At 70.3% G+C, this 12,669-nt stretch carries 17 protein-coding genes; 13 read left to right on the forward strand and 4 right to left on the reverse strand.

From position 1 onward, the window contains the following. Nucleotide 1: 1 nt before the first annotated feature. Entirely contained in the window at nucleotides 2-634 is a 633-nt protein-coding gene (locus PGH47_RS29370; RefSeq protein WP_030950116.1) for an AIM24 family protein, read from the reverse strand. 78 nt (nucleotides 635-712) lie between these two features. After that, on the reverse strand, nucleotides 713-967 hold the full coding sequence (locus PGH47_RS29375; protein ID WP_376054267.1) for a DUF6191 domain-containing protein: 255 nt from the start codon (nucleotides 965-967) through the stop codon (nucleotides 713-715). Between the two features lie 84 nt (nucleotides 968-1,051). Here PGH47_RS29375 and PGH47_RS29380 point away from each other — a divergent pair, with 84 nt between their 5' ends. The 9 genes from PGH47_RS29380 (at nucleotide 1,052) to PGH47_RS29420 (ending at nucleotide 7,168) form a co-directional block, all read left to right on the forward strand. Further along, complete coding sequence (locus PGH47_RS29380) at nucleotides 1,052-1,396, forward strand: DUF3817 domain-containing protein (protein WP_271665882.1); 345 nt, start codon at nucleotides 1,052-1,054, stop codon at nucleotides 1,394-1,396. Next, entirely contained in the window at nucleotides 1,393-1,686 is a 294-nt protein-coding gene (locus tag PGH47_RS29385; RefSeq protein WP_126899585.1) for an MTH1187 family thiamine-binding protein, read from the forward strand. Before PGH47_RS29380 ends, PGH47_RS29385 begins: the two co-directional genes overlap by 4 nt. A 293-nt stretch (nucleotides 1,687-1,979) precedes the next feature. Next, nucleotides 1,980-3,089 carry a SchA/CurD-like domain-containing protein gene (locus PGH47_RS29390; protein ID WP_271665883.1) on the forward strand — a complete coding sequence of 370 codons (1,110 nt, stop codon included), beginning with the start codon at nucleotides 1,980-1,982 and terminating at the stop codon, nucleotides 3,087-3,089. A gap of 45 nt (nucleotides 3,090-3,134) precedes the next feature. Then, nucleotides 3,135-3,599 carry a cupin domain-containing protein gene (locus PGH47_RS29395; RefSeq protein ID WP_107902711.1) on the forward strand — a complete coding sequence of 155 codons (465 nt, stop codon included), beginning with the start codon at nucleotides 3,135-3,137 and terminating at the stop codon, nucleotides 3,597-3,599. Then, a complete protein-coding gene (locus PGH47_RS29400; RefSeq protein ID WP_271665884.1) occupies nucleotides 3,596-4,870 on the forward strand; it encodes a beta-ketoacyl-[acyl-carrier-protein] synthase family protein in 1,275 nt (424 codons plus the stop codon). The genes PGH47_RS29395 and PGH47_RS29400 overlap by 4 nt, the downstream gene beginning before the upstream one ends. After that, nucleotides 4,867-6,117, forward strand: a complete 1,251-nt coding sequence (locus PGH47_RS29405; RefSeq protein WP_271665885.1) for a ketosynthase chain-length factor — start codon at nucleotides 4,867-4,869, stop codon at nucleotides 6,115-6,117. Before PGH47_RS29400 ends, PGH47_RS29405 begins: the two co-directional genes overlap by 4 nt. A gap of 19 nt (nucleotides 6,118-6,136) precedes the next feature. Then, complete coding sequence (locus PGH47_RS29410; protein ID WP_271665886.1) at nucleotides 6,137-6,403, forward strand: acyl carrier protein; 267 nt, start codon at nucleotides 6,137-6,139, stop codon at nucleotides 6,401-6,403. Between the two features lies 1 nt (nucleotide 6,404). Further along, nucleotides 6,405-6,860, forward strand: coding sequence for an SRPBCC family protein (locus PGH47_RS29415; protein ID WP_107902704.1), 456 nt, complete (start codon nucleotides 6,405-6,407; stop codon nucleotides 6,858-6,860). Continuing rightward, on the forward strand, nucleotides 6,845-7,168 hold the full coding sequence (locus tag PGH47_RS29420) for a TcmI family type II polyketide cyclase (protein ID WP_030950667.1): 324 nt from the start codon (nucleotides 6,845-6,847) through the stop codon (nucleotides 7,166-7,168). Before PGH47_RS29415 ends, PGH47_RS29420 begins: the two co-directional genes overlap by 16 nt. Nucleotides 7,169-7,226: 58 nt before the next feature. Here PGH47_RS29420 and PGH47_RS29425 read toward each other — a convergent pair whose 3' ends face one another. Together PGH47_RS29425 and PGH47_RS29430 are read right to left on the reverse strand one after the other, a co-directional pair. Then, nucleotides 7,227-8,192 (reverse strand): amidohydrolase family protein, encoded by a 966-nt coding sequence (locus PGH47_RS29425; protein ID WP_126899578.1) that lies wholly within the window; start codon nucleotides 8,190-8,192, stop codon nucleotides 7,227-7,229. Between the two features lie 76 nt (nucleotides 8,193-8,268). Then, on the reverse strand, nucleotides 8,269-9,933 hold the full coding sequence (locus PGH47_RS29430) for an FAD-dependent oxidoreductase (protein ID WP_271665887.1): 1,665 nt from the start codon (nucleotides 9,931-9,933) through the stop codon (nucleotides 8,269-8,271). A 112-nt stretch (nucleotides 9,934-10,045) separates the two neighbouring features. On the opposite strand from PGH47_RS29430, the gene PGH47_RS29435 reads away from it, so the two are divergent. From PGH47_RS29435 to PGH47_RS29450, 4 genes are all read left to right on the forward strand, one after another. Then, nucleotides 10,046-11,314, forward strand: a complete 1,269-nt coding sequence (locus tag PGH47_RS29435; RefSeq protein WP_271665888.1) for a cytochrome P450 family protein — start codon at nucleotides 10,046-10,048, stop codon at nucleotides 11,312-11,314. Then, nucleotides 11,311-11,637: an antibiotic biosynthesis monooxygenase family protein gene (locus PGH47_RS29440; protein WP_126899575.1), complete on the forward strand. Its 327-nt coding sequence runs from the start codon at nucleotides 11,311-11,313 to the stop codon at nucleotides 11,635-11,637. Before PGH47_RS29435 ends, PGH47_RS29440 begins: the two co-directional genes overlap by 4 nt. An 83-nt stretch (nucleotides 11,638-11,720) precedes the next feature. Continuing rightward, complete coding sequence (locus PGH47_RS29445; protein WP_271665889.1) at nucleotides 11,721-12,230, forward strand: MarR family winged helix-turn-helix transcriptional regulator; 510 nt, start codon at nucleotides 11,721-11,723, stop codon at nucleotides 12,228-12,230. 43 nt (nucleotides 12,231-12,273) lie between these two features. Then, nucleotides 12,274-12,606: a DUF3817 domain-containing protein gene (locus PGH47_RS29450; protein ID WP_107902692.1), complete on the forward strand. Its 333-nt coding sequence runs from the start codon at nucleotides 12,274-12,276 to the stop codon at nucleotides 12,604-12,606. Nucleotides 12,607-12,669 lie beyond the last annotated feature (63 nt).

Genomic DNA, 12,669 nt, shown 5'->3' on the forward strand with positions numbered 1-12,669 from the left:
GTCACACGTCCCCCGCGATCGTGTTCCGCTCGCTCGGCTGTACGTACACCAGACCGTCCCCCTCGAACCGGATCTGGAAGGCCTCGCCCCCGCCCTCGCCCATGAGCGTGCGGAACGTCACACCGGACTGGAAGGACTGCCGCAGATTCCCCTGGTGGGCCACATAGGCACCCGGGTCCACGGTCAGCGGGTACTGCGCGCTGACCCGCAGCACCACGGCCGGTCCGTCCGACATGAGCGCCGCCTGCCCGTGCCCCTCGACGGTGGTGGTGAACAGGCCGTTGCCCTGGGAGGCGCCGCGCAGCCCCGTGAAGGACGTGCCGGTGCGCAGCCCCGCGTCGGTCGCGAGCAGGTTGCTCGACTCGACGTACAGCTTGTCGCCCTGGAGGTTCACGAGGTTGATCTCGGAGGCACGGTCCGCGAACCAGCACGTCCCGTGCCCCTTCACCTCCATCACCGTCATCTGCTCACCGGTCAGGCGCCGGGTCACCATGCCGCGCAGACCCTCACCGCCGCCGCTCATCTTCTTGAAGGCCATCTGCCCGTCGTACGCGACCATCGAGCCGTTCTTCGCCTTCACGGCGTCCCCGGTCATGTCGACGGCGAGCACCTTGCTGCCCTGGAGTCGGAACATCGCCACGGAGCGAAGGTAAACCGCGGGTGCCCGCCACCGACAGATCCCAAAGGTTGACTTTCACCCCTGAGGGGACCCTTAGGTCCCGGCTCGGCAGGTTTCGTCCATTCGCAGCCGGATGACGGCCGTCCCGCCGCGCAGGTCCACCGTCGACCTCGGTGGCGCCCCGTCCTCCCCGTCCTCCCCGTCCTCCTCGTAGCCCCGCATCACCAGGGCGCTGCGCCGCTCCTCCGGCTCGCTCTGCTTGCCGGGGGAGAGGGAGGCGTGCAGCTGATCGACGTCCTTGTCACCCTCCCGGACCCCGGGCCCGGAGCACCGGCAGGGGTTTGCCACAATGGACGAGCGTTTGTGCTTGCGTTCACAAGCTGAGCCGAGCCGACCGACGTCTCTCCCGACCGACCCCACCGAAGGTGACCCGTGGACATCAAGACCGCCACCGCCCTCCGCCGCCTCCGCCTCGTCTCGGCCCCCGAGGCGGTGTCGTTCCTGCTCCTGCTCGTCTGCTCGGTGCTGAAGCGGACCACGGACTTCAACGCGGTGCCCGTGATGGGCATGGTCCACGGCGTGCTCTTCGTCCTGTACGTGATCTTCTGGGCGGACGCCTGGAACCGCACCAAGTGGCCGCTGAAGACCGCGGCCCTCTACTTCGTCCTCTCCGTCCTGCCGACCGGCGGCTTCTTCGCCGACCGCAGGCTCCGGCGTGAGGCCGAGGACGCGGTCATCGCCTCCCGGGCCCGCAAGGAAGGGGTCGTGGGCGCATGATCGTCGCGTTTTCCGTGACGCCGCTCGGCGTCGGCGAGGACGTGGGGGAGTACGTCGCCGACGCCGTCCGAGTGGTCCGCGAGTCGGGTCTGCCCAACCGCACCGACGCGATGTTCACCTCCGTCGAGGGCGACTGGGACGAGGTCATGGACGTCGTCCGGCGTGCCGTCGCCGCCGTAGAGGCGCGGGCGCCGCGGGTGTCCCTGGTCCTCAAGGCGGACATCCGTCCCGGTGTGACGGACGGCCTCACCTCCAAGGTGGAGACGGTCGAGCGCCACCTCGCCGAGTAGGCGGGCGCGGGAGCCGTCCGGCGGCCCCGCGACCCGTGCCTGTCCCCAAGTCCCCGCCATGTGCGGGGACTTCGGTGTTTCCGGGGCCGGGCGGGAGCCGGCGTCCGGCGTCATCCGGATGTGCTCATGGACACGCATCCCGGCCTGCCCGGCGGGCAGTTCCCTCAATTGGCCCGCGTGGCTCGCGGACCCAAAGGCCCTGACCCACGATGAAGGCTCAGGGCCGAAACCCACGTTCGCGCTGGTGGACAGGGACGGCCGCCACTTGCTCCCGCGAAGGAAGGGTCTGCCGGATGACCACTTCGCCCTACACGTCCCAGTCGGCGTTCGACGGCTCCAGGATGCGCGTCCTCCTGCTCGTCGACCTCCACGAGGGTGCCCAGCAACAGTTCCTGGACGCGTACGAGCAGATGCGTGACCGTGTCGCCTCGGTTCCCGGTCACCTCGGTGACCAGGTGTGCCAGTCCGTGGAGAACCCCTCCCAGTGGGTCATCACGAGCGAATGGGAGACCGCCCCGCCGTACCTCGCCTGGGTGAACAGCGACGATCACCTCGAGACGGTCCGGCCGCTGCAGAGGTGCGTCAAGGAACTGCGCTCGATGCGCTACGGCATCGTCCGCGAGACCGGCGTCGACCGGCCCCGGGCCGGCGCACTGCAGTCGGCGCCGCGCGAGGGCGACGGCGTGATCCGCCATGCCCTGACCTTCACCGTCAAGCCCGGCTCCGAGTCCAAGGTCGCCGAGATCCTCGCCGGGTACGCGCCGCCGGAGTCCCGCGTCGACGCCACCACGCGGCTGCGCCGCACCACCCTGTTCATGCACGGCAACCGGGTGGTGCGCACCGTCGAGGTGGAGGGCGACCTGACCGCGGCGCTGCGCCATGTCTCCCGCCAGCCCGAGGTGCGGGCCGTCGAGGAGGCCATCAACCCCTATCTGGAGCAGGACCGGGACCTGACCGATCCCGAGTCCGCGCGGAACTTCTTCATCCGTGCCGCCATGCCGCCCGTCCACCACGTGGCGCGCGGCGGCCCGGAACCCGGCGACCTCAGGCGCGAGGCCCTGTACTACCCGGCCAAACAGGGCTGCGGGATGGCGCTGGCCCGGCTGCTCGCCCGGCAGGACGAGGCGGCCGCGGCCGACCCCGCGTCCCCCGTCCACCGCAGCACCGTCTTCCAGCGCGAGGACATCGTCGTCCGCCTCATCGACGTACAGGGCGATCCCGAGACCGATCCGGTGATGGCGCTCGGCATCCAAGGCCCCAGGAAGGCCGCCGTTCTGGCCCGTCTGCTGGACGGCGAGGCGCTCGGCGTCACCGGACAGCTCACCGGCGCACGGGACGCCAACCGCCTCCTGGCGCACGCCGGCATGGCGCTGATCACCGACCGCAGGGCCGCGCAGTCCTGACGGCGCGGGGACCGACACCTCATCGAACGACCTGGAGACAAGACCATGGACAAGATGCGCCCGCGCGTCGTGGACCTCAACGAGATCGAGCCCAACCGCAAGCGCGGCGGCGACCTTCGCACCCTGCTCACCCCTGTCACGGTGGGTGCGACGAGCGGCTTCATGGGCCTGGCCATCATGCGGCCCGGCGAACGCATCAGCGAGCACTACCACCCGTACTCCGAGGAGTTCATCTACGTCGTCGAGGGCCGGCTTGAGGTCGACCTGGATGGCGAAACGTTTCCTCTCCGTGCCGACCAGGGCCTCATGATCCCCATCGACATGCGGCACCGCTTCCGCAACGTCGGTGACGAGGAAGCCCGGATGATCTTCCATCTGAGCCCGCTGGCGCCCAACCCGAAGCTCGGCCACGTGGACACCGAGGCCCCGGAGATCAGCGACGACGTCAAGCCCTACCCGCTCGTCCAGGCGGAGGGCGCGCAGCCGGAACGCCCAGGGGTGCTGTCATGACCCGGCGGCGCGTGGCGGTCACCGGCATAGGTGTGGTCGCCCCCGGCGGGATCGGGGTCCCGGCGTTCTGGGACCTCCTGTCCAACGGCCGTACGGCGACCCGCGGCATCACCCTGTTCGACCCCGAGGGCCTGCGCTCGCGGATAGCCGCCGAGTGCGACTTCGACCCGCTCGCGCACGGCCTCGACGCCGACATCGGCGAACGTGCAGACCGGTACATACAGTTCGCCCTGGCCGCGGCCCAGGAGGCCGTCACCGACAGCGGCGTCGACTTCGCCGCGGAGGACCCCTGGCGCGTTGCCGTGTCCCTGGGCAGCGCGGTGGGCGGCACCACCCGGCTGGAGCACGACTACGTCCTGGTCAGCGCGGGCGGACAGCGCTGGGACGTCGACCATCGCGCCGCCGAGCCCCAGCTGCACCGGGCGTTCTCGCCCAGCACGCTGGCGGCCGACGTCGCCGAACGGTTCGGCGCCCAGGGCCCGGTGCAGACCGTGTCCACCGGCTGCACGTCCGGGCTCGACGCCGTGGGCTACGCCTTCCACACCATCGAGGACGGGCGCGCCGACATCTGCCTCGCCGGGGCCTCGGACTCCCCGATCTCCCCGATCACCATGGCCTGCTTCGACGCCATCAAGGCCACGTCGCCCAACAACGACGACCCGGAGCACGCCTCCCGCCCCTTCGACGCCCACCGCGACGGCTTCGTGATGGGCGAGGGCGCGGCCGTCCTCGTACTGGAGGACCTGGAGCACGCACGCGCCCGCGGCGCGCACGTCTACTGCGAGATCGGCGGCTACGCCACCTTCGGCAACGCCTACCACATGACCGGTCTGACCAGTGAGGGCCTGGAGATGGCGAGGGCCATCGACGAGGCGCTCGACCACGCGCGCGTGAACCCGACGGAGATCGACTACGTCAACGCGCACGGCTCCGGCACCCGCCAGAACGACCGGCACGAGACCGCAGCAGTGAAGAAGTCCCTGGGCTCGCACGCCTACGAGACGCCCATGAGCTCCATCAAGTCCATGGTGGGCCACTCGCTGGGCGCGATCGGCGCGATCGAGGTCGTGGCCTGTGTCCTCGCGCTGGCCCGGCAGGTGGTGCCGCCGACGGCCAACTACGAGACCCCGGACCCCGAGTGCGACCTGGACTACGTCCCGCGCACCGCGCGCTCCCGCCGGCTCGACAACGTGCTCTCCGTGGGCAGCGGCTTCGGCGGGTTCCAGTCCGCGGTGCTCCTGACGGGGCAGAGTGGGAGGAGTCGACGATGAGTGGTCCACGCGCCCGGCGGACAGCCGTCACGGGCATCGGCGTGGTCGCCCCGAACGGCCTGCACGCCGACACGTACTGGAAGAACGTCAAGGAGGGCGCGAGCGTCCTGGACCGGGTCACCCGGGAGGGCTGCGAGCACCTGCCGCTCCGCGTCGCCGGCGAGGTACGGGGATTCGACCCGACGGCGCTGATCGAGGAGACCTTCCTCGTCCAGACCGACAAGTTCACCCACTTCGCGCTCGCGGCCGCCGACGCCGCCCTGAAGGACGCGGGACTCGCCCAGGACGCCTGGGCCGACGCCCCGTACTCCGTCGGCGTCGTCACCGCGGCCGGGTCCGGCGGCGGCGAGTTCGGCCAGCGCGAACTCCAGAAGCTGTGGGGCCAGGGCTCCCGGTTCGTCGGGCCGTACCAGTCCATCGCCTGGTTCTACGCGGCCAGCACCGGCCAGATATCCATCCGCAAGGGCTTCAAGGGCCCCTGTGGTGTGGTGGCCAGCGACGAGGCGGGCGGCCTGGACGCCGTCGCGCACGCCGCCCGGTTCGTCGCCCGTGGCACGGACGTGGTCGTCGTCGGCGCCGCCGAGGCCCCGCTCGCCCCGTACTCGGGGGTCTGCCAGCTCGGCTACCGCGAGCTCAGCACCGTCGAGGACCCGGCCCGCGCCTACCGCCCCTTCACCTCGGCGGCCTGCGGCTTCGTACCCGCCGAGGGCGGTGCCGTGCTGGTCGTGGAGGACCTGGAGCGGGCCCGGCGCCGGGGCACGGCGGTCCGCGCCACCGTCGCCGGACACGCCGCCACCTTCACCGGCGCCTCGCGCTGGGACCGGTCGCGAGAGGGGCTCGCGCACGCCATCCGCGGTGCCCTCGACGAGGCCGGCTGCGCCCCGGAGGAGATCGACGTGGTCTTCGCCGACGCGCTCGGCGTCCCCGAGGCCGACCGCGCCGAGGCGCTCGCCCTCGCCGACGCCCTCGGCCCGCACGGCACCCGCGTGCCGGTCACGGCCCCGAAGGCCGGCATCGGGCGGTCGTACTGCGGCGCGCCGCTGCTGGACATCGTGGCCGCGGTGCAGGCCATGGAGCACGGGCAGATCCCGCCGACGCCGGGTGTCTTCGACATCTGCCACGACATCGACCTGGTGACCGCCACGGCACGCCCGGCCGAGCTGCGCACGGCCCTGGTCCTCAGCAGGGGACTCATGGGCTCCAACGCGGCACTGGTCCTTCGCCGGGGCCCGGCGAAGGACGCCTAGAAAGACAAGGAGAACCCTCATGACCACCGAAGTGAACCAAGTGACCTTCGCGGACCTGGCCGCGCTGATGAAGAAGGGCGCCGGCGTGACCGTCGACCCGAAGGAGCTGAAGAGCCGGGCGGACGCCCCCTTCGGCGAGTTCGGACTGGACTCGCTCGGCCTCCTCGGCATCGTCGGCGAGCTGGAGAACCGGCACGGGCGGGCGCTGCCCACCGACGCCGAGCGCTGCAAGAGCCCCCGCGCCTTCCTCGACCTCGTCAACGGCGCCCTCACGACAGGAGCCTGAAGTGCCCGGACACACCGAGAACGAGATCACCATCGCCGCCCCCTTCGACCTCGTCTGGGACATGACGAACGACCTGGACCGCTGGCCGCAGCTGTTCAGCGAGTACGCCTCCTGCGAGGTGCTCTCCCGCGAGGGCGACACGGTGACCTTCCGACTGACCATGCACCCCGACGAGAACGGCAAGGTCTGGAGCTGGGTCTCGGAACGGACCGCCGACCGCGAGAAGCGCATCGTGCGGGCCCGCCGCGTCGAGACCGGACCCTTCGCCTTCATGGACATCGTCTGGGAGTACGAGGAGACGCCGGCCGGCACCCGGATGCACTGGACGCAGGACTTCGCCATGAAGCCCGAGGCGCCGGTCGACGACGCCGGGATGACGGACATCATCAACCGCAACTCGCCCATCCAGCTGGCCCTCATCCGCGACCGTGTGGAGGCGGCATGCACCACGGCCTGATCGTCGCCAGGATGTCCCCGCACTCGGCCAAGGACATCGCCGGTGTCTTCGCGGACTCCGACAGCGGCGAACTCCCCCACCTCGTCGGCGTGCGGCAGCGCTCCCTGTTCCAGTTCGGCGATGTGTACATGCACTTCATCGAGTCCGACCAGGACCCGGGACCGGCGATCGCCAAGGTGGCGGGGCACCCCGAGTTCGTCGGCATCAGCAAGCGGCTCGAACCCTTCGTCAGCCCCTACGACCCGGAGACCTGGCGCAGCCCGAAGGACGCGATGGCCCGGTGCTTCTACCACTGGGAGAAGCACTGACCGAACGCCAGGAGGCCGCCGCCCGGAACCCGGGCGGCGGCCTCCTTCGTTCGTCCGGCTACCGCCGCGCGAGCGACGGCATCAGGCGCAGCGCGTTCTCCCGGTTGATGCCCTGCAGCAGTTCCTCCGACAGACAGGCGTCGCCGTCCAGGGCGGGCACCACGCTGTCGACGATGACGTGGGAGGGCGTGGGCGGCCAGTCGGTGCCGAACAGGATGCGGTCCGGGTCGACCGTCGCCAGCAGCGTGGGCGTGGCCGAGGGGGACATGGGGCCCGCGGTGTCGAAGTAGAACCGGTGCAGATGGTCACGGACCCGGCCGGGCTCGATCGGGGGTGTGATCCGCCCGCCGAACAGGTCGAGCCGGGTGGCCATGTAGGGGAGGAAGCCCCCGCCGTGCGGAAGGATGAAGCTCAGGTTCGGGTAGCGGTCCAGGGTGCCGTTGCGGATGAGGTTGATGGCCGCGCGCGTGGTGTCCAGCAGGAAGTCGCACACGAAGGGCGGCATCCCGGGCAGCCCCGCGGCGCCGTCCTTGCCGGCCGGCACGTCCATGGGGTGCGTGCTGATGACGGCGTGCCGCTCGTTGAGCTCCTGGAGCAGCCGGTCGTGCGACTCGTCGCCGAGGAAGACGCCGTCCATGCTGGTGCGCGTGCTCACCCCGATGGCGCCGAGCTCGTCGAGGCCGTGCCGCACGCTCCACGAGGACAGCTCCAGGTCGTCGAGGAAGACGGGCGTGAAGAAGGCGAACCGGCCGGGGTGGGCCTCGACGACTTCGGCCGCCGCCCCCAGGGCGACCCGGGCGCTCTCCTGGCGCTCGGCGCGCTCCCGCAGCCGGCCCAGCATCGCGACGGTCATGACGGAGGTGCCGATCCCCGTCTTGTCCATGACCTCCAGTGCCGCGTTCACGTCCCAGCGGGTCCACCAGGGCAGCTTGTCGCGGCTGACCGCACCTCGTGCCTCCGCCCAGTCCAGCCAGGCCGGGGCGGTGAAGTGATGGTGGACGTCGATGCGTCCGGCAAGGCTCATAACAACGTCCTCGGGGTGGGGTGTCGAAAGGGGAGAGGGGAGCGTGGGCCTCCGGCGCGGCGCAGGCCCGTGGGGTTCAGTCCCGGCAGAGCACGCCCTGCATCACGTTCGTCAGCACGCGATCGGCGTCCGGCATCGCCGCGTCCGCCCGCCAGGCCACGAAGCCGTCGGGGCGCATCAGCACGGCACCGTCCTCGGACGTGCCGTGCAGCTCCGCCCAGTCGGCGTCCGGTTCGGGGACCAGGTCGTGATCGGGGCCCGTTCCCACCAGGTACGCCTCGATGGGGACGCCCAGGTTCGCGGAGGCCCGCTCCACGGCGGTCCGCCACTTCTGCCCGCCGGACCCGGCGAGCAGCACGAAGGAGCGCTCGTACAGATCGAGCGTGGAGATCCTGGTGCCGCCTCGCATGACCCACATGTGGGGCGCGCGGCTTCCCGGCTCGCCGCCGAGCTGGAAGGCGTCGGGGACGATCGGCCGCTCCGGCGGGGCGCCGACCACGGCGGTGGACGCGTAGCGGTAGCACAGGGCGACCGTCATCAGGTCCCCCGGATCGTCGTTGCGTCCGGCGCCGGGGGAGAAGCCCGGGTGCTGCTCGTCGGCCGCCTGCACGCACGCGCGCGTGCCGGTCGCGAGGGCGACGGGCCGGCGTTCGAGCTCATAGCTGTCGAGCAGCGAAGGGCAGGCCCAGCCGTGCAGCACCGCGGCGAGCTTCCAGGCGAGGTTGTGGCCGTCCTGGATACCGGTGTTCGAGCCGAAAGCCCCGGTGGGCGGCATCTCGTGGGCCGAGTCGCCGGCCAGGAAGACCCGGCCCTCGCCGTAGCTGTCGGCGACCCGCTTGGAGGCGTGCCAGGGTGCCTTGCCGGTGATCTCGACGTCGATGTCGGGGACGCCGACGGCGGCTCGGATGTGTGCCGCGAGCCGTTCGTCGGTGAAGTCCTCCAGCTCCTCGCGCCGGTCGGGGCGCCAGGGCACGTGGATCACCCAGCGTTCCTCGTTGTCCACCGGCAGCAGGGCGCCCTCGCCCTCCGGGTCGGTGACGTAGCAGACGACGAATCGTTTCTTTCCGACGTGGTCCTTCAGGGCCCTGCTGCGGAACGTGACGCTGACGTTGTGGAACAGCTCGCCCGGCCCCGACTGGCCGATGCCCAGGTGGCCCCGGATGGGGCTGCGGGGTCCGTCGGCGGCCACCAGGTACTGGGCGTTCACCGTGTACGTCTCACCGGTGTCGCGGTTCCTGATCCGGGCCTCGACGCCGTCCCCGTGCTCGGCGAAGGAGAGCAGCTCCGAGTGGAAGCGGATGTCGGCACCCTGCTCGCGGGTGTAGTCAAGCAGCACCGGTTCGAGATCGTTCTGGCTGCACAGGCACCAGTCCGAGGAACTCACCCGGGAGATGTCCATGCCGCCGGAGATGTCCCCGATGATCCAGCGGCGCTGCTCCCCGGCAAGGGTGTCCACCTGAAGGATGCCGTCGTTGCCGGACAGGACGCGGGCCGCGTCCCGGATGCGTGACTCCAGACCGGCGGTCCGGTAGATCTCCATGGTGCGCACGTTGTTGCCGCGGCCACGTGGGTGCGTCGATGTCGCGGCATGGCGTTCCACGAGCATGTGCTCGATACCGAGGCGGCCCAGGAAAACCGAAGTGGAAAGACCCACCAGGGATCCGCCGACGATGAGAACTGGTACAGATTCCGCTTGGTGTCCGCTCACGAGGTCGATGTTTACCAAGTCGGGCTGCCACATATACGTGTTGCGGCGAGCCGACCCATATGGCGCAGCGCCGTTTGCGGCGCGGTACGGCCCGGGAAACGGTGGCTCTGACCGACCGAAATTCACGCCGACCCGGGGACCAGTCATGACGCAAGCGTTCGCATCCGAGGAATCCGAGGCACTGTCGCCCGAAGAGGCCGCGGCAGCGGCCTCGTCGTGCAGCCGGGAGTTCCGCGCCAACCCGCACCCCGTCTACGCCGCGCTGCGCGAGAGCGCGCCCGTGTGCCCGCTGTCGCCGCCGCACGGGGTGCAGACGTACCTGATCACGCGTTATGACGACGCCCGTGCCGCGCTCGCCGACCCGCGGCTGAGCAAGGACATGTACGGCGCCATCGACGCCTACCACCGCATCTTCGGTGACTCGTCGATCGCGCTGGACGACAACATGCTCTTCTCCGACCCGCCGAAGCACACCAGGCTCCGCCGGATCGTCGGCAACACCTTCACCCCGAAGCGGGTGGAATCGCTGCGGACGCGCGTCCAGCAGATCACCGACGAACTGCTCGACCGGTGCCCGACGACCGGGCCGGTGAATCTCCTCCCGGAATTCTGTTTCCCGCTTCCGCTCCAGGTGATCTGTGAACTCCTGGGCGTTCCGGAGAACGAGCGGAAACAGGCACAGGAATGGTCCGCCACCGTCGCACAGACCGGATTCGGTCCGGAGGCGCGCGCCAAACTGGAGATCGCCGAGGGAAATCTGCGCGACTATCTGGTGGACCTGTGCGCGCGCAAGCGCAGCGAGCCGGACGGCGGTCTGCTCAGCGCGCTGGTCACCGCCCAGGACCAGGAGGGCTCGCTCACCGACCACGAACTCGTCTCGACTGCGTGGGTCCTGCTCTTCGCGGGCCACAAGTCGACGGCGTACCAGATCGGGAACGCGGTCTACCACCTGCTCAGCCGGCCGGACCAGAAGGAGCTCGCGCTGCGGGACGCGAGCGCGATGAACGCGGCCATCGAGGAGATCTTCCGGTTCGAGACCTCGGTGGAGAACTCCACGTTCCGGCACGCGAAGGAAGACGTCGTCATCCGGGACACGCTCATCCCCAAGGGCGCGCTCGTGCAGATCTCGATCACCGGTGCCAACCGCGACCCGGAGATGTTCAGCGCCCCGAACGAGCTGGACGTGAAGCGCCCGAACGTCCAGGCCACGCACCTCGCCTTCGGCTACGGCCCGCACTACTGCGTCGGCGCGCCCCTGGCCCGGCTGGAGATGCAGATCGCGCTGGGCACGCTCTTCGCCCGGCACCCCCGCATGGCCCTCGTCGGCGCCCCCGAGGACGCGCGCTGGATGACCGTGCCGTTCCCCGCCTTCCGCGGACTGGCGGAGCTGCCCGTCGTCCTCGACCCGTCATGACCGCGCCGACCTCGGCCCCGGCGCGGGTACGGGTGATCCGGCTGCTGCGCGTGCGCGACGGGATGGAGGCGGAGTTCGTACGGTCGTACCAGGACGTGCGTGCGGGGGCCGAGCGGTTCCCCGGGCACCTCGGCGAACAGCTGTGCCGATCCCTGGACGACCCGGCCCAGTGGCTGCTCACCAGTGAGTGGGCCGACCTCGACGCCATCGGGCGCTGGCGTACCGCCGACGCCCACCGGAATCTGGTCGAGCCGATGAACGCCTGCCTGCACGACGACCGCTGGACCGGGGTCTTCCAGGTGAAGGAGATGGCCGCGCAGTGAACAACGGCACCGGGCGGTGCCGATACCGACCGAAAGGCGAGACAGGGCTGACCAGCATGTGACCGGCCGGTAAGGTCGGTCGCGTGCCGAAGCCGCTCAGCCTTCCCTTCGATCCCATCGCCCGCGCCGACGAGCTCTGGAAGCAGCGCTGGGGGAACGTGCCCTCCATGGCCGCCATCACCTCGATCATGCGCGCCCAGCAGATCCTGCTCGCCGAGGTCGACGCGGTGGTCAAGCCCTACGGCCTGACGTTCGCGCGGTACGAGGCGCTGGTGCTGCTCAACTTCTCCAAGGCCGGCGAGCTGCCGATGTCCAAGATCGGCGAGCGGCTCATGGTGCACCCCACGTCCGTGACGAACACCGTGGACCGGCTGGTGAAGTCTGGCCTGGTGGACAAGCGGCCCAACCCCAACGACGGGCGCGGCACGCTCGCCTCGATCACCGCCAAGGGCCGCGAGGTGGTCGAGGCGGCCACCCGCGACCTGATGGCGATGGACTTCGGGCTCGGGGCGTACGACGCCGAGGAGTGCGCGGAGATCTTCGCGATGCTGCGCCCCCTCAGGGTCTCGGCGCGCGACTTCGAGGAGAGCTGACCCGGGGCAAGATCTCCCGGAACCGGTGGTTACGCTCTTCCCCATGAAGAAGAGCGTCCTGACCCGCTACCGGGTGATGGCCTACGTCACCGCCGTCATGCTGCTCGTGCTGTGCACCTGCATGGTGTTCAAGTACGGCTTCGACATGGGCGAGGACGTCACCTTCGCCGTCTCCCAGGTGCACGGCTTCCTCTACATCATCTACCTGGTCTTCGCCTTCGACCTCGGCTCCAAGGCCAAGTGGTCGTTCGGCAAGCTGCTGTGGGTGCTGCTCTCCGGGACCATCCCGCTGGCCGCCTTCTTCGTAGAGCGCAAAGTCACACACGACGTGGAACCCCTGATCGGGGAGCCTGCCCCGGCCGTCGCCAAGGCCTGACCGCACCGCCGTACGCACGCGTACGGCGGTCCCCCATCGACATTTACTTGGACGTCCTAGTAA

The sequence above is a fragment of the Streptomyces sp. HUAS 31 genome (assembly GCF_028198125.1).
Lineage (GTDB): Bacteria > Actinomycetota > Actinomycetes > Streptomycetales > Streptomycetaceae > Streptomyces > Streptomyces chartreusis.